General features: G+C 40.7%; 10 protein-coding genes. 4 read left to right on the forward strand and 6 right to left on the reverse strand.

Annotated elements, in window-relative coordinates:
* Window positions 1-16 precede the first annotated feature (16 nt).
* Together ACUN24_RS14215 and ACUN24_RS14220 are read left to right on the forward strand one after the other, a co-directional pair.
* On the forward strand, window positions 17-1,243 hold the full coding sequence (locus ACUN24_RS14215; RefSeq protein ID WP_445563083.1) for an alpha/beta hydrolase-fold protein: 1,227 nt from the start codon (window positions 17-19) through the stop codon (window positions 1,241-1,243).
* 342 nt (window positions 1,244-1,585) lie between these two features.
* Window positions 1,586-1,915, forward strand: a complete 330-nt coding sequence (locus tag ACUN24_RS14220; RefSeq protein WP_445563084.1) for a VOC family protein — start codon at window positions 1,586-1,588, stop codon at window positions 1,913-1,915.
* 254 nt (window positions 1,916-2,169) lie between these two features.
* On the opposite strand, the gene nhaA is transcribed toward ACUN24_RS14220, so the two are convergent.
* From nhaA to ACUN24_RS14240, 4 genes are all read right to left on the reverse strand, one after another.
* Complete coding sequence (nhaA, locus tag ACUN24_RS14225) at window positions 2,170-3,327, reverse strand: Na+/H+ antiporter NhaA (protein WP_445563085.1); 1,158 nt, start codon at window positions 3,325-3,327, stop codon at window positions 2,170-2,172.
* An 867-nt stretch (window positions 3,328-4,194) separates the two neighbouring features.
* On the reverse strand, window positions 4,195-5,085 hold the full coding sequence (locus tag ACUN24_RS14230; RefSeq protein WP_445563086.1) for a PorP/SprF family type IX secretion system membrane protein: 891 nt from the start codon (window positions 5,083-5,085) through the stop codon (window positions 4,195-4,197).
* Window positions 5,086-5,123: 38 nt separating this feature from the next.
* Entirely contained in the window at window positions 5,124-10,895 is a 5,772-nt protein-coding gene (locus ACUN24_RS14235) for a lamin tail domain-containing protein (RefSeq protein ID WP_445563087.1), read from the reverse strand.
* A gap of 570 nt (window positions 10,896-11,465) precedes the next feature.
* On the reverse strand, window positions 11,466-12,086 hold the full coding sequence (locus tag ACUN24_RS14240; protein ID WP_445563088.1) for an L-threonylcarbamoyladenylate synthase: 621 nt from the start codon (window positions 12,084-12,086) through the stop codon (window positions 11,466-11,468).
* Between the two features lie 86 nt (window positions 12,087-12,172).
* Here ACUN24_RS14240 and ACUN24_RS14245 point away from each other — a divergent pair, with 86 nt between their 5' ends.
* Window positions 12,173-13,834 (forward strand): FMN-binding glutamate synthase family protein, encoded by a 1,662-nt coding sequence (locus ACUN24_RS14245; protein WP_445563089.1) that lies wholly within the window; start codon window positions 12,173-12,175, stop codon window positions 13,832-13,834.
* A gap of 752 nt (window positions 13,835-14,586) precedes the next feature.
* On the opposite strand, the gene asnS is transcribed toward ACUN24_RS14245, so the two are convergent.
* Window positions 14,587-16,035 (reverse strand): asparagine--tRNA ligase, encoded by a 1,449-nt coding sequence (gene asnS / locus ACUN24_RS14250; RefSeq protein WP_445563090.1) that lies wholly within the window; start codon window positions 16,033-16,035, stop codon window positions 14,587-14,589.
* A 474-nt stretch (window positions 16,036-16,509) separates the two neighbouring features.
* On the opposite strand from asnS, the gene ACUN24_RS14255 reads away from it, so the two are divergent.
* A complete protein-coding gene (locus ACUN24_RS14255) occupies window positions 16,510-17,580 on the forward strand; it encodes a MutS-related protein (protein ID WP_445563091.1) in 1,071 nt (356 codons plus the stop codon).
* 55 nt (window positions 17,581-17,635) lie between these two features.
* On the opposite strand, the gene ACUN24_RS14260 is transcribed toward ACUN24_RS14255, so the two are convergent.
* Window positions 17,636-18,628, reverse strand: a complete 993-nt coding sequence (locus tag ACUN24_RS14260; RefSeq protein ID WP_445563092.1) for a transglutaminase family protein — start codon at window positions 18,626-18,628, stop codon at window positions 17,636-17,638.
* Window positions 18,629-18,706 lie beyond the last annotated feature (78 nt).

Genomic DNA, 18,706 nt, shown 5'->3' on the forward strand with positions numbered 1-18,706 from the left:
CCAATATATAACCGACATGAAAAATTTTCTTTTTTTATTGTTTTTTCTGACAACAATAATCAGTTATTCACAAGAAAAAAATGATATTTCAATAGGTAAAACCTATAAAACCTACTCAAAGATTCTCGGGGAAGAAAGGCGATATTTTGTATATCTTCCTGAAAGTGCATCTGAGAAAATATTTAGCAAACAAAAATATCCTGTCATTTACTTGTTAGACGGGGAGCAACATTTTCAGGGACTTGCAGCGATGATGGAAAACATGGGTTCACTAAGGGTTTTTCAGGAGTGTATTATTGTAGCAATACCAAATATCGACAGGATAAGAGATTTTACTCCGACGCACATAACTTCAGGAATATTTTTAGACAGCGTCTCAGCCAAATCATCAGGCGGAGGGGAAAAATTTACGGCTTTTCTGCAAAAAGAACTGATTCCTGAAATCGAATCTAAATATTCAACTGCACCATACCGTATGTTGATAGGACATTCTTTAGGTGGGCTATTTGTTATTAACACCCTACTGAAGCATACCGAATTATTTAATTCATACATTTCAATAGACCCTGCTTTATGGTACGACAACTCTAAGCTGTCAAAAGAAGCAGAGCATATACTTTCCGATAAAAAGTTTAATAACAGAAAAGTATTTATTTCTGTTGCTAATGGTTTTAAAAATAAGCTTGATACGGCGGAAGTTAGAAAAACAATAACTCCTTTTAATGATGCTGTTCTTGCCATGGACAGATTGAAAAGTGCACTACAACGAAATAGCAACAAGAAATTACTTTGGAAAATTAAATATTATGAGGACGAAGGCCATAATACGGCACCGTTTATCAGTGAGTATGACGGGCTTCATTATATTTTTCGAGATTATAACTTCCTGTCTGTTGACAACTATGATTTATTTAGCACTTCTATAGAAGACAAAACAATCTTGGATGCACTGAAGGCTGGATACAAACAAATATCTAAATCAATGGGCTATGAAATACTTCCCTCAGAAAGTATAGTCAATAATATGGGTTATGCTTTTTTAAGAGCTAATAAATTCGAATCTGCATATCATTTCTTTCAAATGAATGAAATAAACTACCCATATAGTTTCAACGTGTATGATGCTTTGGGTGATTATCATTCAGCTAAAGGTGAAAAAGAAGAGGCTAAAAAGTATTACATTAAAGCTTTATCGATTTTAGATTACCCTGAAACTGCTGCTAAGCTCAAAGCTTTAAAATAAGATGTTGACTGGATTAATTTCAGCTTAAAAGAAATTTGGCTGCTGATTGCTTTTTGCAGGTTAAGAAAAGATTTTAGCATGTTCAGCCTGAGCAGAATTTTAAAAATTAATAAACTTGACTTAAGTTTTCAATCACACAAACTGACGCTTACAGAATATTTAGACGAAAAGAAAAAAAAAGTTCGGCACTCCTGACAGACTGTTGTCTTAATCCTATTTCATATTTGTAGGCAAAGACCAGTACATTAATGAAACAAAAATTAGGATTATGAATTTCATTTCGATTGAATTATTACAGAAGATGTCAAAGAACTTGTTAATTTTTATGAGCAATTGACTAGAATGAAAGCTATACAATACACTGATGATTTTGCTGAACTGCAAACCAATTCAGCTACTCTGGCAATAGGAAGTACAAGAACTTTACATTTTTTTGGAGGTGACGAAATTGCACAAGCTGCTCAAAACCGAACCGCAATTATTGAATTTATGGTCCAGGATGTAGATGGTGAATGCCAAAGGTTAGCCGACTTTCTTCAGCCTTACGTGGTGCAAATGCCAACAATAATGCCCTGGGGTAATAAATCCCTATTGTTTCGTGATCCGGATGGTAACCTCATAAATTTTTTTACTCCTGTTTCCCCGGAAGCAATCAAAAAATACAAGAATTGATGGACAAATACGAACACTTTATACCTTGTTCTGCTTATTGTCTGGTGCGAGCGACTTCCTTATCTATCTCAAAAACCAGAACAGTTGTTCAATAAAGGCGTGGAATTATACGTGCCAGAAGGAAGCACCTTGTGCACATTCGGTCACGCTCAGTTGACATTGTATTATTAATCATATTGATTGAAATTAGTTAATAGGCATTCATAATCTATGCCTTCTTTATTTTACTTTATGGTTAAAATACAATTTGTAGGTTAAGCCTTAGCTTTAACCGATTTCAAAAACACAAACCCCACCAAACCTGATAGGATCGAAGCGGTTAAAATTGCAAACTTCGCTTCTGACACATGCAGCACCTCGCTAAAAGAGAGCAGGGCAATAAAAATCGACATGGTAAAACCAATTCCGGCGAGCATTCCTAAACCTAAAATGTGTTTCCAGCCTGCCCCGGTGGGTAAATCGGCCCATTTCAGTTTCACGGCAAGCCAGCTGAAAAAGGTTACACCAATGGTTTTCCCTACAAATAAACCGACGATAATGCCGAGACCCAAAGGAGAAACCAGTCCCGTAAGCATTTCTTTCTGGAAGGTGATGTTGGTATTGGCCAATGCGAAAACCGGCATAATAATGTAGTTAACGGGAGTGGTTAAAAAATGCTCCAGTTTTTCTAAAGGTGATTCAACATCGGTTTCATTCGTAGGGATAGTGAAAGCCAGTAATACGCCTGCAACGGTGGCGTGGATGCCTGAGTGGTGAATGAAATACCAAAGAAATATGCCTGGGATGAGGTAAAACACGAGTTTCTTTACGCCGAAATAGTTCATTAAGCCTAAAAGAACGAGGATACCTCCAGCCATAGCCAGGTATTCGAAATGAATCTGGTTGGTATAAAAGATTGCGATAACCAGGATGGCGCCAAGATCGTCGACAATGGCTAAAGCCGCCAGGAATATTTTTAAACTGGTGGGTACGCTTTTGCCGAGCATTGCGATAATGGCAAGGGCAAATGCAATGTCGGTGGCCATGGGGATACCCCAGCCTCCAGCGGTTTCTGCGCCTTTATTAAACACCGAATAAATTAAAGCAGGAAAAAGCATGCCACCCAGTGCTGCAATTACAGGCAGTGCTGCACTTTTAATGGAAGATAGTTCGCCTTCTATCAGCTCGCGTTTGATTTCCAATCCTACCAATAAAAAGAAGATGGCCATTAAGGCGTCGTTTATCCACGCTACAATACTGTAGTTGATGGCGCCAAAGCCGATTTTTGTGGCTAAAAAGGTTTCGAAACTTTCTTTTGAAGCGGTATTGGCGATGAGCAAGGAAATGGCTACACAGATCAGCAATAAAAAACCACCTACCTGCCCCGAGCGAAAGAAACGCTGAAATACTTCTAGATTGATTAATTTAGGCATAGAGGTAAAAATAGTGAAAATAGAGCGGGAATATGGGTGTTTTTTGTAAAAGTGTTATTAACGGGGGGAAAGAGATGCTCGCTGGTTGTCATCCTGAGGCACGAAGGATCTTTTAGTCTGAAGATTCTTCACTTCGTTCAGAATGACAATTGCAGGTTTTTACCCTTACTCGGTCTTGCCTCGGCTCACCGCTGCCGAGAGGCTCTTTCTTTTGGCTTGGCCCAAAAGAAACAAAAACCCAAGGCTTGCATCCTTTCTTGTAAAAAACTACGGAAATCTTAATTGCGGCAGCATCGAGGCTCTTACCCTAGCTTATCCCATCGCGCCGCTTGATCCTGCCTTGGGCTGTGGGGTAATGAGGGGAACTGCAAAGATTTCCGTGCTTTTTCCTACGAAAATCTGCTAGGCCGGATAGCAGGGAGCAAATAGCATGATGGAAATAGCAAAGAGTATATTACAAGGTGCGATAATTTGTTTTTAGTCCTTTCCCTTTCAGGGAAAAGGTGCCAATGGGCGGATAGGGGTTTATGACGCTCGCTATAATACGGTTGTCTTTGTTAACCACTAAGTCACAAAGGCACTAAGTCACTATGCAATAGCTTTGTGTTCTTGGTGTCTTTGTGGTTATAAGTGTAAGGCGCCAGAAAGTAGGAGCGATATTGTTCTTTTAACCCTTTCCTTTCAGGAAAGGTGCCGATAGGCGGATAGGGGTAAGGCACTGCGACCAATAAAAAAGCCACAGATCTTTTTAAATCTGCGGCTTTTCGTTTTGTTGCATTAAGTTCCCCGCATGCGCGAGGATGACGACCGTTATTAAAACTGAAATAAATCCGATAGCTATCGAATCAGCATAACGGACAAGGATTATTATGGTTTCTTGCCAATATTTACCCTGATATTCACTTCAAAATCACCATCGGTATAACCACTGATGGCTGATGTTGCGGTATTGTAATAAGCCATAAAATATAAGGTCGATTTGTAATTCATGCCAAAACCAACAGTAGCATTTTGCGTATTGTGGTACATTGCCATTACGTACAATTTATCGTTGGCGAAATTGGCATTTAAACCAGCATCCCATAGGTTATCATAATTTTTAATGCCCCTGAAAACACCTTTAGGCTCGAGGCTGATTCCGTTAATGCCCGACCCCAGCATGAACTTATAACTTACCGCCGAATAAAACGTGGGTTTATCGGCAAAGTTTAAATCGTCTTTTCTGAAAACGGAACGCATATTTGGAACAGCACCTTCAACGGTTAATCCTTTCGAAGTATAAGAGATCCCGAAATCGCCATCCAGGTAATAACCCCGATCGTTAAAACGGGCGATGGACGGGTCGTTAATATCGCTGTTTCTTATACTGTTTAAATCCAGTTTATCCTGACTCGCGCCAAAAGAAATCCCGAAGTTTAACTTCTGGTCGTCGCTATTCAAGGGAAGGTGATACGCAAAGGTTCCAACGGCCTTGGTGCGCTGGATCCCGCCCGATTTCTCGTTATAGATATTTACGCCCCAGCCTACTTTGTTCACCTGCTGATCTAAGGTGACACTTTGTGTAATGGGTGCGCCGGGAATATTAGACCACTGCTTGCGGAAACTTCCGTTGATGTTAAATCCTTCGGTAATACCCGCCATTGATGGGTTAACCAGGTAGCGGTTCTGGAAATATTGTGCATTGAGTGGAAGGATCTGTGCCTTCACGGTGCTTAAAAATAATGTACCGGCTGCAAATAGAAACGTTACGCGACGCATTTGCTTTATGTTTTTGGTAATTGCTCTCATGTCTGTAATTAGTCTCTAATGATGTTGATAAAACCTTTGAATGTACCGATGCCCTTACCGAGATCGAGGATGTAATAATAGGTGCCTTCGTTTAGCGGACTTCCATTTATGGTTCCATCCCAATCATTGGTATAAGTTTGCCTGGTATATAAAACCCGCCCGGCCTTATCAAATATTCTTAAGGTATTGTTTGGGTAATAATCGATGTTTTTTACGATAAATTTATCGTTATACCCATCACCATTAGGGGTGATTACTGTACTGGCTTCTAACTTATAATCTTCGGTTACGGTTATCGAAATCGTTTGATCGCTTACACAGCCACTGGCATTGGTAACGGTTACTTTATAGGTGCCGCTTTGTTTCGGCCTGATGGTTACAGATGCGGTATTTTGCCCGCTGGTAATTTCTGCACCTGTCCAGCCGTATTGTACTCCGCCTGCAGCGGTTAAAATCAGGGCATCGCCTTTAGAGATGCTTACGCCCTTATTGCTGCTGATGGAAACCACAGGTAAGGCGTAGACGGTTACAGTAGCGGTTCCGGTTTGCGCCTGACCGCAATTTGCATCTTTAACATTTACTAAATTATAGGCAAAGGTACCGGCTATATTAGTTGGTGCTGGAACTGTTACCGATGCACTTGCAGCTGTTGTCGTTACAGTTTTACTTGTTCCGCCGTTAATGTTATAGGTAAAAGTATAAGGTGCAGTTCCGTTTGCCCCGGTAAAGGTGATGGTTTGGGCGGCTCCGTTTAAGCAAACTGCTGATGTGCCGGCAATACTTGCTGTAGCAGTTGAAGTAACGGCTAATTTGAAAGTTTTAGTGGTTTTATCTACGCCACCAAAATCTGTTCCGCCATTATCCATTACGGTAACGGTAATATTGGCAACACCGCTTACATTGTTTTTTAAGTGATAAGTAATCGTTCCTTTATCGGCACCGTTTGCTGCTATGGTTAATACATCAAACAGGTTAGCGTTATCTGAAGTAACAGAAAGTGTAGTGTTTTGCGTGGTTTCAGGACCAGCAGAAATTCCAGTTAAGGAAATACTTTGGTTTTCTGGTGAATAACAAATAGCCTGGTTGGCCACTGCATCGATTGTGGGTGCACCATTGCCGAATAAATACCTCGTTTTAATCGGATAATGATCTGTTGTGGTCGAACTGTAATTGGTCACCAGATTTTTAACGGCATCTAAAACTTCGGCCGAGGCGGGTATGTAGTTTTGGTTTAGGTTTTTAGTGATGATGACGTTATCAATTACGGTATTAAATCCGGCGGTAGATTGTTTTCCTGCCAAACTTAGTGGTAAGGTTACAGGGAAATAATTAGCTGCATCCTGGGTGAAATCGGAATATGAAGTGCCGGTACCTGCAGGCATTGGTGCAATGGTTTTATCGGCATCCATTACATCGTTAAAATCGCCAAGAATAATCACTTTTTTGCCAGCGAGGTTAGCGTCAAGCCAATCTTTCAATTGTTTATTTCCGCCTTTTCTACGGTTATAGGCATCAATCTGATCCGCTGTTGGTCCTGTGTTTGCTTTAGCATGAATTTCGACAAAATAAACCGTATCCAATTTATTGTTGATCTTCACCTGCGCCTGCATCATGTAAGGGAAACGGCCTGATGACCAATTTTTGTACGGGGTACCATCAACACTGGTTGCGGGTACAGCAGGGTTATAGGTATCTCTTAAAATGCCTAAAGTAGAAATAGGCTTAATGAGATCGGTGCGGTACATAAAAGCCAGTTTTTGTGCCAATGGATAGTCGGCATCGGCTTTATTATCGGCATAGGATCCGAATTCGCTGAATAAAACATTGTATCCGGCCGGTAAAACGGTATTTCTGAACAAAGTGGTATCTACCACCTCTGCAAAACCATAAATATCTGCATTGAGGTTGTTCACTACGGTTTTCACATTAGCCGCCTGTAATACATCGTTCGATGGATCCTGAGCAGGGCTGCCAAACCATTCGATGTTCCAGTTCACTACTTCTAAAGTGTTGGCAATATCGAAGGTATTTCCGCTAAAGGCAACTGTTTTGTTTGCCGAACCAGGAGTAGTAATGCTTACATTGCCGGTATAGCTGGTGTTCACCACCGTTGGCGAAAATTTAGCATAAACTGTTGGCGAAGTATTGTTGATCTCGGCTTTTGGATAAGTTATGGTATTGCTATAGGTTCCGGTACTTGTTTTTGATAAGGTAAAATTAGCCGGAGCAGTTAAGGTGACATCGCCCGTTAAGTTGCCTGCAGAGAAACCAAAGCTATTTGCAGCAGAAGTGGTATTAACCGCTTGGAAACCGAAAGTCAGGCTTGATGGCGAAGTGGTAATATCAACCGCTGGTGGAGTACTTGAGTTGGTTACTGCAAAATCATCAACCGTCCAACGGCTGGCCGACGAAGTAGTAGAATTATACACAATGGCTACATAAACCGGTATGCCCTTGTATGCCGATAAGTCTATATTGTCTGATTTGGTCCATTTATCGCTACCCGTTTCAGGGAATTTACCATCTAAACTGGTCCATGTGGCCAGTGCAGGGTTACCCGAACCGGTATAGTTTGTAGAAATTTTGAGTTGTAATTTATCTCCCGCGAAAGCTGATCTCGTCCAGAAAGATAAAATGGCATAGTTAAACGAAGTGATATTTAAGGCTGGCGAAATCAACCAATCCTCATTTAAAATATTACCACCCGCATAACCATTAATCTGGAGGGCATTTCCTGCACTTGCTACACCAGTTGGGTCGCTGGCATCATGTCCGAAAGTAGTGGTACAGCCCCAGGTTTGTGCACCGGTTACGCTGTATTGATAAAAGCCATCGGATAGGGCTGCACTACCCACGGTAGTACAGTTCTCAAAGCTGAAAGCCGTTTGGTTAGGGTCAACCGCCACGCCGGTTAATGAAAGTGGAACCGAGGTTGCACCTGCACTGGTGTGTAAAACGGCACCGGTTGAATTGCCCACAGCTGTTGGACTAAATTTTACGTACACCGTTTGGTTGGTGGCTAAATCGGCTACGCTATAACTTAATGTAGTAGAAAAAGTAACGTTATCTTTAGAAATAGAATAAGGAGCTGTTGTTGTTAAAGTAGTGGTATTGGTTAAGTTTCCTGCAGAGAGTACATAACTTTTTGAAGCTGATGTGGTATTTAATGCCTGGTTGCTGAAAGCCAAGGTTTTTGGCGTAACAACTAAATAGGGGCCAGTTGTTGAAGCAGGCTCGGTTACCGAGCTGTTTTGTGGATTTGGTGCCCTCACAATAAAATCTGACGAATTTTCATCGCTATCGTATCCATTACCTGCAAATTCTTCTGTACCACCAATACCCATCGTGGTGGCATTTGATGTTGCACTTGCTTTTCTTTCAATTGAAGTGGTGTTGGTTGTGGCAGGTGCAGGGGCAGTACCTTCGTAGCCATTTGCCGTTCCAAAACCAACTTTATCAATAATATTTGCATTAACCGGGTTTGCACCTGTTTGTGGGGTAGCCGAATTGCTTAACAATATTTTTCCGGTTGTACCCGATAAGGTGAGCGTGCCAATTTTATCAGGTGTTGGTAAATCTAATGTACCACCTGTGCCCGCTGATTGTTGGATCAGGTAAAAACCTTTTGGGGCGATGGAGCCCGATAAGGTGGTTGCTGCCCAGTTGCCTGTACCGGTAGCGCTTGCATACTGAACGCTCCAGCCGGTTAAATCTACAGCTGAAAGTGTTGGGTTATACAGCTCGATAAAGTCGTTTTTATAGGTAGCACCGCTGTTACCGCCACCGCCATAAACTTCAGAAATAACCACATGGTTGGCGCCTGTTGGTTCTTTTATCGAAGTGTTTTGCGGGTTTGGGGCCGTAACTACAAAATCGGTACTGTTGTTGTCGGTATCGTATCCGTTTCCATTAAACTCTTCGGTACCCCCAACGGATAAAGTTGCCGCTGTTGAAGTTGCACTTGCTTTACGTTCAATTGAAGTTGTATTGGAGATTAAGGGGGTAGGTGCGGTTTCGAAACCGGTGGCTGTTGGGCCAAAGCCTACTTTATCAATTACTACAGTGGTTGATGGGTTGGAGCCGGTTAAAAGTACATTTGAATTGCTTAAAATTACTTTTCCGGTTGTACCGGATAAGGCTAAAGTTCCGGTAGCATCGGGTGCAGGCAAATTAACGGTTCCGCCAGTTCCAGCAATCTCCTGAACCAAATAGAAACTTTTTGCAGGGATACTGCCTGTTAAATCTGTTTTTGCCCAGTTGCCTGTTCCGGCAGCATTTAAATACTGCACACTCCAGCCTGTTAAATCTACTGCGGTGTTGCCTGGGTTGTATAATTCGATAAAATCATTTTTGAAAGTTGCACCAGTGTTTCCGCCACCACCGTAAATTTCAGAAATGACCACGTGGGTTAGGGTAGCAGGTGGTGTTGTGCCAACACCTGTGGTAGTAATGTTCTGTGTGCTTGCACCAGTGCTAGCAATACTGATATTGCCCGAAACTGATGTAGGTGTTGTTGGACTAAAACGTGCCGAAACTGTTTTGCCTGTAGCAAGCTCTGCCGCGGTATAAACCAAAGAAGTGCTGTAGGTCACATTATCTTTTGAAAGCGTAAAAGGTGCTGTTGTGGTAATATTCACCACATCGGTTAAGCCCGTTGCACTGAGGTTGAAGCTTTGCGCAGTAGAATTGGTACCTGTATTTTGGGAGCCAAAATCGAAAGCAGTTTGGTTTACCGTTAAAATGGTTGAAAGTCCATTTCCGCTTACCGCAACATTAACAGCGCTGGCACCGGTGCTTGTATTTGTAATATTGCTGCTGGCATTGCCGCCTGCAGTTGGACTGAAACGTACATAAACCAATGGTGATGCAGCAACCTCGCCTGCAGTATAACTAATGGAATTGCTGAAAGTAGTATTGTCTTTAGAAACAAAGAAAGGTGCTGTTGAATTTACAGAAACAGCCGCCGTTAAATTGGCGCCTCCTAATGTATAACTTTGTGCTGTAGCATTTGAATTGATGTTTTGATCGCCGAAAAGTAACGTTGTATTTGAGGCTGATAAAACCGGTGTAGTTGTAGCATTGCCTTTTGGCGTGATGCTAAAATCGTCGATAGTGTAAATGCCGTCGCTTCCTAAATCGTCGGTATCTGTCCAGCGGATATAAAGCGTAGCGCCATCTGCCCAGGTAATTGTGGTGATGCTTCCCGAAATAGCCGTTTGATTTGCAGGTAAGTTGCCATCAATACCCGTTGCTGCCGTAGTTGTTGTTAACTTTTCGTTAAGGTCCATATCGGTAAGCGGGAGCCAGGTCGCCGATGCATCAGCAATGCTGTTGGCATTGAAGCTGTATTCGAAATTTAGTTTTTCGTTAACTGTGGCCGTTGAGCCAGTTCTCCACTGTTCCATAACCCCCGATAAATCGATTGAAGTTACAATTGCACCAGTGTTGTTTTGGAAGCCAGCGCCAAACCTCGGAGTTAACGAACCAGAGGCGAGACTTCCTAACGAACGGTCGGCCGCTCCGGCTGTTCCCGCGTTATAGGCACCACCACTATTTGACGACGCGGTGTAAACCGTTAATGTTAAGGCTGAACCAACTGCTGCGGTGTTTGTGCCGCTTGCTTTAACGGCACTCCATCCGGCAACTGTCGAAGTTCCTGTTGCCGTCATGCCATCAAAATTTTCTGATTTTGCTGTATTTAATGCTGTTAATGAAACCTGGGCAGATAAATAGTTTGAGAAAACCAGAAAAAGTAAAATGAGAAGTAAAGGTCTTTTCATATTGTAAGTTTTGTTTATAACAAATGTATAGGCAAATGCCTTATAATCAGATTAAGTTAATGTTAATTTGAATGATTGTGGAAAAATAAATGTAATAAGGAGTAATTTTATGATTGTGTAAACGTTAGTGTGCTTTTTTTGGATATTCGAGGTTAAATATCCCTCAGGAGAAATCATTAAAAGAAAGGTCGTCATTGCTTCGTCGGCTGAAAGAGCCTTCTCGCGCAATGACGACAATTAGGAGGTTTATTGTTTAAATTCTCTTGTTATTTATATCGTTTTTATGAACAAACCATCATCATGGCTTTGGTTGACGGGACAGCATGCTATTGCTATTTCTCGCAGATTTAAGCAGATATTATTATAAAGGTTTGAGCCTGGTGGTTACAGACTTTGTTATTAAGCCTGATTGGAACGGAAAGCCCGCAATCCGATCCTTTATCGGATGAGGACTTGAAGAGTAAAGCAGGGCAGGAGGCTGCCACAGCGCACCAGGACCTTCACTTTCAAAAAAAATAACGCTAATATGTGCGTGATAGACAGGTTATCTAGCTTTATAATGCAGAAGATCTACAAATATTCTTCAATATTTCCTTTACCCTCACGAATGATTTCAAATTCGCCTGTGGTACAATCAATCACAGTAGAGGCTTCGTTATCTCCATAACCACCATCAATTACCAGGTCGACCAGGTCTTCATATTTTTCGTGAATCAATTCCGGGTCGGTAGAGTATTCAATTACATCATCATCGTCTTTTATGGAAGTTGATAGGATCGGATTGCCGAGCTCTTTCACAATACAACGGGCAATGTTATTATCGGGCACACGGATACCCACCGTTTTTTTATTCGAACTTAATAATTTAGGTACGTTGTTATTGGCATTAAAAATAAAGGTAAATGGTCCTGGTAAAGCTTTTTTTAACACCCTGAAAGTGGTGTTGTCAATTGGCTTGATATAATCAGAAATGTGTTTTAAATCATGACAGATAAAAGAGAAATTAGCTTTCTCTGGTTTAATGCCCCTAATGCGGCAAATTTTTTCGATCGCTTTCGGATTGGTAATATCGCAGCCCAAACCATAAATAGTATCGGTAGGGTAGATGATTAAACCGCCTTTTTTCAGCACCTCAATAACTTGTTCAATGGCCCTTTCGTTGGGATTCTCTGGATAAATCTTAATAAGCATAGCGTAAAAATAACAAATTAATGGTGTCAGTTGTTTAATAATCCTAATCTTTGTACCAATAAAACATACGCTAATCTATTATTATTATGAGAAAAGCTTTCGTTGCGATTGCCGCATTTTTAATTGCCCTAACCATTATGCTGGGCTTATATCATCCCTTTTTATGGTGGACATTCATTTTTACAGGTCCTTTTGTAATTCTTGGTATTTACGATTTATACCAGCCCAAGCATAGTATTGTAAGGAACTATCCGGTTTTCGGCCGTTTAAGGTATTTTATGGAAGAGTTGAGGCCGAAAGTATATCAATATTTCGTAGAAAGCGATACCAATGGTACACCTTATAACAGGTTAAACCGCTCTTTAATTTACCAACGCGCTAAAAAAGATAACGATACGATCCCTTTTGGAACGCAGTTAAATGTTTACGATAATGGCTACGAATGGTTAAGCCATAGTATTGCCGCTATCTCACACCATGAATTAAATTTAGATCCGCGTGTTATCGTTGGCGGACCAGATTGTAAAAAACCTTATTCAGCCAGTATTTATAACATTTCGGCCATGAGTTTTGGCTCCTTAAGTCAGAACGCCATTTTAGCTTTAAACGGTGGTGCTAAAATGGGCAACTTTGCACACAATACCGGCGAAGGTGGGATAAGCGACTATCACCGTCAGCCGGGAGGCGATTTAATCTGGCAGATTGGTACCGGGTATTTTGGCTGCCGTAATGCCGATGGTACCTTTAATTATGATGCTTATGCCGAGCGGGCGCAAACCGATCAGGTAAAAATGATCGAAATTAAACTTTCGCAAGGTGCCAAACCAGGACATGGTGGTATGTTACCAGCCAAAAAGGTAACACAGGAAGTCGCCAGGATTCGTTTGGTACCCGAAGGTAAAGATGTATTGTCGCCACCGGCGCACTCGGCTTTTAATACACCTATCGGTTTGCTGGAGTTTGTTAAAAAACTCCGCGATTTATCAGGAGGTAAACCAGTAGGATTTAAATTGTGTATTGGTCGTAAAAGCGAGTTTTATGCCATTTGTAAAGCTATGGTAGAAACCGGAATTTACCCTGATTTTATTACTGTTGATGGTGGTGAGGGTGGTACAGGTGCCGCACCACAGGAGTTTTCGAATTCGGTAGGTATGCCTTTGCGCGAAGGTGTAGCTTTTGTATATGATGTTTTAAATGGCTTTGACCTGAAAAAACACATTAAAATTATTGCCTCTGGTAAAGTGGCAACAGGTTTCGATCTGGTTAAAAATATCGCCTTGGGTGCTGATATGTGTAATGCTGCCCGCGGAATGATGTTCGCTTTGGGCTGTATTCAGGCTTTAGAGTGTAACAGCAATACCTGCCCAACAGGCGTAGCCACACAAGATCAGAGTTTAATGAAGGGCCTTGTGGTAGAAGATAAAACCGTTCGTGTTAAAAATTTCCATAACTTAACCGTAGCCAGTGCGGTAGAATTACTAGGCGCTGCGGGTTTAAGAGAAACGCATCAGTTAAGCAGGGCGTACATCAATAGGCGTGTAAGCCCAAGTGTAATGCAGAGTTATCTGGAGACTTTTCCATATATCCCGGCAGGTAGTCTGTTACAAACACCTTATCCAACCCGTTACGAACTTGGCATGGCACTGAGCACTTCAGCCAGTTTTGCGCCAACAGATTATAAGGTATCAGCAGTAGATTATGCACATGCCAATCCGTACGGAGATACCATGCATGATGATGGCAGATAAGTGGAGGATGACTTCCCAAGTATAAAGGGGCTGAGTATAGGCAGAACTTCGTAAGTCTTTCCATGGCACTAAGAGAAGTCAAGCTTTTAAAAGCTTGACTTCTTTGGTTTTGGACTGTTTTTTGGAAAGCAAGGACAGTGGTGTTTGGGTTTGTTCAGTCCTGCTTTTTGCTACAAGTCCTCGCTATGCTGCGGGCTTTTCGCGTCAATCAGGTTTAGGTGGCGGGAAATGAAGAGGCATTAGCGGTTTAACCACCAAACGTTCCTACGGAACGAAAACGCCAATTGTAAAATCTGTTACCCATCAGGCGTCCCGCTGGGACAATTGTTGAAAACCCTTGATTGATGTAGGTTTATATTGATCCGGTCGTCACCCTGAGCTCAGAGTCTTTGTGCCGAAAAAAGTTACCATTCACATAATCCAATAGAAAAATCGTCATTGCTGAGGAACGAAGATAACCGAACGAAGCGAGATCATGAATGCCTTTATAACATATGCAAAAAATGAATAATCTTAATGCACACGCTAATAGCGATCGTTGTAAGATTGCTTCGTCGGCTGAAAAAGCCTTCTCGCAATGACGATCTCTTATATTGGAATCTTTCAATGGTAGTTTGTCTCGGGGCCTTACAATGCAAAAGAAGTCAAGTTTTTAAAACTTGACTTCTTTGATAATGGGTTATTTGTTTTTTCCTAAACCCTAAACCCTAAACCCTAAACCCTAAACCCTAAACCCTAAACCCTAAACCCTACTAAAACTCTGCGTTTTTCGGGAATCTCGGGAAAGCGATTACGTCACGGATGTTGGTCATTCCGGTTACGAACAATACTAAACGCTCGAAACCTAGACCAAAGCCTGCATGTGGTGCTGATCCGAAACGGCGGGTATCTAAATACCACCAAAGTTCGTCTTGAGGGATATTTAAATCTTCCATGCGTTTCGTTAAGCGGTCTAAACGTTCTTCACGTTGCGATCCGCCAATCATTTCGCCAATACCCGGGAATAAGATATCCATGGCTGCAACAGTTTGTCTGCCTTCCGCATCTGGTTCATTCTGGCGCATGTAGAACGATTTAATATCAGCAGGATAATCGGTTAAGATTACCGGTTTTTTAAAGTGTTTTTCTACCAGGTAACGTTCGTGTTCACTTTGTAAATCAGCACCCCATTCATCAATCAGGTATTTAAACTGTTTCTTCTGGTTTGGTTTAGAAGATTTTAAAATCCTGATTGCCTCTGTATAGGTTAAACGTTCAAAATCGTTTGCTAAACAGAAATCCAGTTTTTCTAACAAGCTAAATTCGCTACGCTCGTTCTGTGGTTTTTGTTTATCCTCTTCCGCTAAACGGGTATTTAAAAATTCTAGTTCATCTTTGCAGTTGTCTAAAGCATATTTAATAACATACTTCATCATGTCTTCTGCAAGCTGCATGTTGTCTTCTAAATCTGCAAAAGCAACTTCAGGTTCAATCATCCAGAATTCGGCCAGGTGACGTGTAGTATTCGAGTTTTCAGCCCTGAAAGTAGGACCGAAAGTATAAATCTGTCCGAAAGCCATTGCTGCCAATTCGCCTTCCAATTGTCCGGATACGGTTAAGTTGGTTGCACGGGCAAAAAAATCTTGAGAGAAATCTACTTTGCCATCTTCAGTGCGTGGTGTATTGTCGAAATCTAAAGTGGTTACTTTAAACATCTCACCAGCACCCTCTGCATCACTTGCCGTAATTACAGGGGTGTGCATGTACACAAAACCACGTTCGTTGTAGAATTGGTGAATGGCAAAAGCCAAGGCATGACGTACCTTAAAAACGGCATTAAAAGTATTCGTACGGAAACGCAGGTGTGCAATTTCGCGTAAAAACTCTAAACTGTGTTTCTTTGGTTGTAATGGAAACTTTTCAGGATCGCTATCACCCAAAATTTCTACCGTTGTTGCTTTAATTTCAACAGATTGACCTTTACCTAAAGACTCGATCAATTTACCTGTTGCAGAAATGGCCGCGCCGGTTGTTATTCTTTTTAACAGCTCATCAGGCAAATTATTAAAATCGATCACAACCTGGATATTGCCCATGCAAGATCCGTCATTTAAGGCAATAAACTGATTATTACGGAAAGTTCTAACCCATCCCATAACCGTTACTTCTGTGTCAAATGCTGTCGACTTTAATAAATCTTTAATTTGCTGTCTCTTAATCATATTGTTATTTGTAAAAGGCGCAAATTTAGAAAAAAAATGTATCAGTTAGCAGTTTTCAGTATACAGTTTTCAGTTTTTTAAGATGAATCATTTGCCAAATGAAGATTGCCGACAGTTAATTGGAAACTGAAAATTGTCAACTCTCATCGTAAATTCTTATCTTGAAAAGATTTATAGACAAAACAATTTTAGCATATCCATCTACAACGCCTCATGAATAAGTTTGACATAGATAAACAAACCCTAACTGATTTAAACATATTTGAGGTTCATGGCTTAAATAAAAGTATTTTTTCGCTGTTCAACTTTACTTTCACCATTAAAGGCAATGATAAATTATCTGAAATTTTCAGAATGCCTTCCACAGATATTCAGATCATTACCGAAAGACAAAGGTTAATCAGATATTTATCCAATTATAGCGACGATTTAAATTTTGACCATACTAATATAGATTTTATTGAAAGTTATCTGGTGCAAAATGGCAAAATCAAATTCTATTCAAAGATTTCTGCATTAACCAAGTTTATCAATTATTTCTTTTATCCAAATCAGGCATATTATGTAAAAGAAAAAGGCATAGGAGAGATTATTTCTTTGCTTAAACAACTTAATGGAGTTTTTGCGGCATTAGATCAAGACGTTAAGCCAGTGCTGGTTAAAGAATTTAATGAGATTGCTGAAATTTTATTTAAACAGAAACTAATTAAAGCTATAGTTGAGCGCGATGGGAAAAAGATTGACTTATTCGAATTAGAAGAGCTTGATTTTATGTTTAGGGGAACTGAGTTAAGGACAATCAAACGGTTTTTAGATTTAGTCTATCAGATTGATGCTTATTATGCTGTTGTTAAGGCAGCCAGGAAATACAATTTGACCTTGCCAAACGTAAAAGCAAAAGAGTGCCATCTCCGTATTAATGGTGTCTTTCATCCTTTTTTAAATCATCCGGTTGCTAATGACATTGAATTTGAAATTGGTAAGAATGTCTGTTTCCTAACGGGAAGTAATATGGCTGGGAAATCTACTTTTTTAAAATCTGTTGGCGTTTCTGTCTATTTGGCTCATTTAGGTCTTCCTGTTCCTGCAGCATATATGGAAACAGGAATTTGGCAAGGATTGGTGTCGACCATAAACTTGCCTGATAATTTAAACGAAGGGTTTAGTCATTTTTACAACGAAGTTTTAAGGGTAAAACATGTTGCAGAGAAGATCAAAGTTTCTAAAAATATTTTTGTAATTTTTGATGAGTTGTTTAGAGGCACAAATGTTAAAGATGCATTTGATGGGTCTTTATCAGTGATTAAATCATTTTCTGCAATAAAAGACTGCTATTTCATGATTTCAACTCATATTATTGAGGTTGCCGAAATATTAAAGGAGAATGAAAGTATTATGTTTAAATATCTATCGACCAAAATGGAGCACAACAAACCTACATTTACCTATAATCTTATGAATGGAATTACCGATGAACGGATAGGTATGTGGATTATTGAAAATGAGAAAATCGATGAAATTTTAAGCAGCAGAGCTATTGGGTAAGGCTCTGCCACTTTATTTTTAGTCGATTGAACGGTTAACCGCCACTGAAAACTGCCTACTGTTGTTGTTGCTGTTGTTGCTGCATGGCTTCCATGTATTGCTGATAGCTGTTTTTGGTTCTCACGGTGCTTATTGTTCCTGTGGGCTTGCTGTAATTTACTTCTTTCGGCTGGAAATACGTTTCCTGATCATTAAAATCTTCATCGTTATAACCTACTGATACATTTACTTCCATAATGTGCTCGAAACCGCCTTTATAAACACCTTTTACAGGAGAACAATCGGCGAAATTGCGGCCTACTGCCAGGCGCACGTGGTTTTCATTGGCGATACAGTTATTGGTAGGATCTAGGCCCAACCAGCCATACTCCGGTAAATAGGCCTCGGCCCAGGCGTGGGTTGCGCCTTCACCCCGCATGCCATCTCTATTGGGGCAGATGTAACCGCTCACATATCTGGCAGGAATCCCGGTTAAACGCAACATGGCTGTTAATACATGTGCAAAATCCTGACAAACCCCGGCTTTTAGTTTTAAAATTTCATCAATAGTGGTATCAACTGCCGTAACCCCTTTAATGTAGTCGAAATTGTTGAACACATGAGCACAATATTTTATAGCGGTTTGGTAAGGCGTATCTTCAGTGTGCTTAATGTTCAAGGCTGTCTCCTTTAATTGAGCGATACCCTCAAAACTTTCCTGCCTTACATAATCGATATAGGGCACTTCGAATTTCAGGACGCTTAAACTGTTCCATTGCTCGCTGCTAAACATATCATCCTGAGGTAACGGCTTAGGAAAGGTTTCTACGCTTACTTTGGAGAAAATTTTCAGTTGGGTATGCGGCTCGTTTTGGGTAAAAGTGCCCACTTCATTGCCGTAGTAATCGATAAAAATTTCAATCTCCGGGCTTCCTGAAATATTCAGATCGTGTTTAACTACCTTTTGGAAATCATCTTTAATGGGAAACAGAATAATCTGGTTTGCACTATCCCGAACTGGTAATTCGTATTTGTAATTGGTGATATGTTTGATTTTGAAAATTGGCATATTGGTTTTTATTATTATAGGTTACCAGAGATGTGAAATCAATAAAGGAAGTAATATCTGTGTTGATCTGTGTTCACC

The organism is Pedobacter sp. WC2501, assembly GCF_052682415.1.

Coding starts and splice junctions, on each gene's coding strand:
- ACUN24_RS14245 (WP_445563089.1), top strand. CDS start 12,173: ATGAGAAAAGCTTTCGTTGCGATTGCCGCATTTTTAATTGCCCTAACC.
- ACUN24_RS14240 (WP_445563088.1), bottom strand. CDS start 12,086: ATGCTTATTAAGATTTATCCAGAGAATCCCAACGAAAGGGCCATTGAA.
- ACUN24_RS14220 (WP_445563084.1), top strand. CDS start 1,586: ATGAAAGCTATACAATACACTGATGATTTTGCTGAACTGCAAACCAAT.
- ACUN24_RS14260 (WP_445563092.1), bottom strand. CDS start 18,628: ATGCCAATTTTCAAAATCAAACATATCACCAATTACAAATACGAATTA.
- ACUN24_RS14215 (WP_445563083.1), top strand. CDS start 17: ATGAAAAATTTTCTTTTTTTATTGTTTTTTCTGACAACAATAATCAGT.
- ACUN24_RS14235 (WP_445563087.1), bottom strand. CDS start 10,895: ATGAAAAGACCTTTACTTCTCATTTTACTTTTTCTGGTTTTCTCAAAC.
- ACUN24_RS14230 (WP_445563086.1), bottom strand. CDS start 5,085: ATGCGTCGCGTAACGTTTCTATTTGCAGCCGGTACATTATTTTTAAGC.
- asnS (WP_445563090.1), bottom strand. CDS start 16,035: ATGATTAAGAGACAGCAAATTAAAGATTTATTAAAGTCGACAGCATTT.
- nhaA (WP_445563085.1), bottom strand. CDS start 3,327: ATGCCTAAATTAATCAATCTAGAAGTATTTCAGCGTTTCTTTCGCTCG.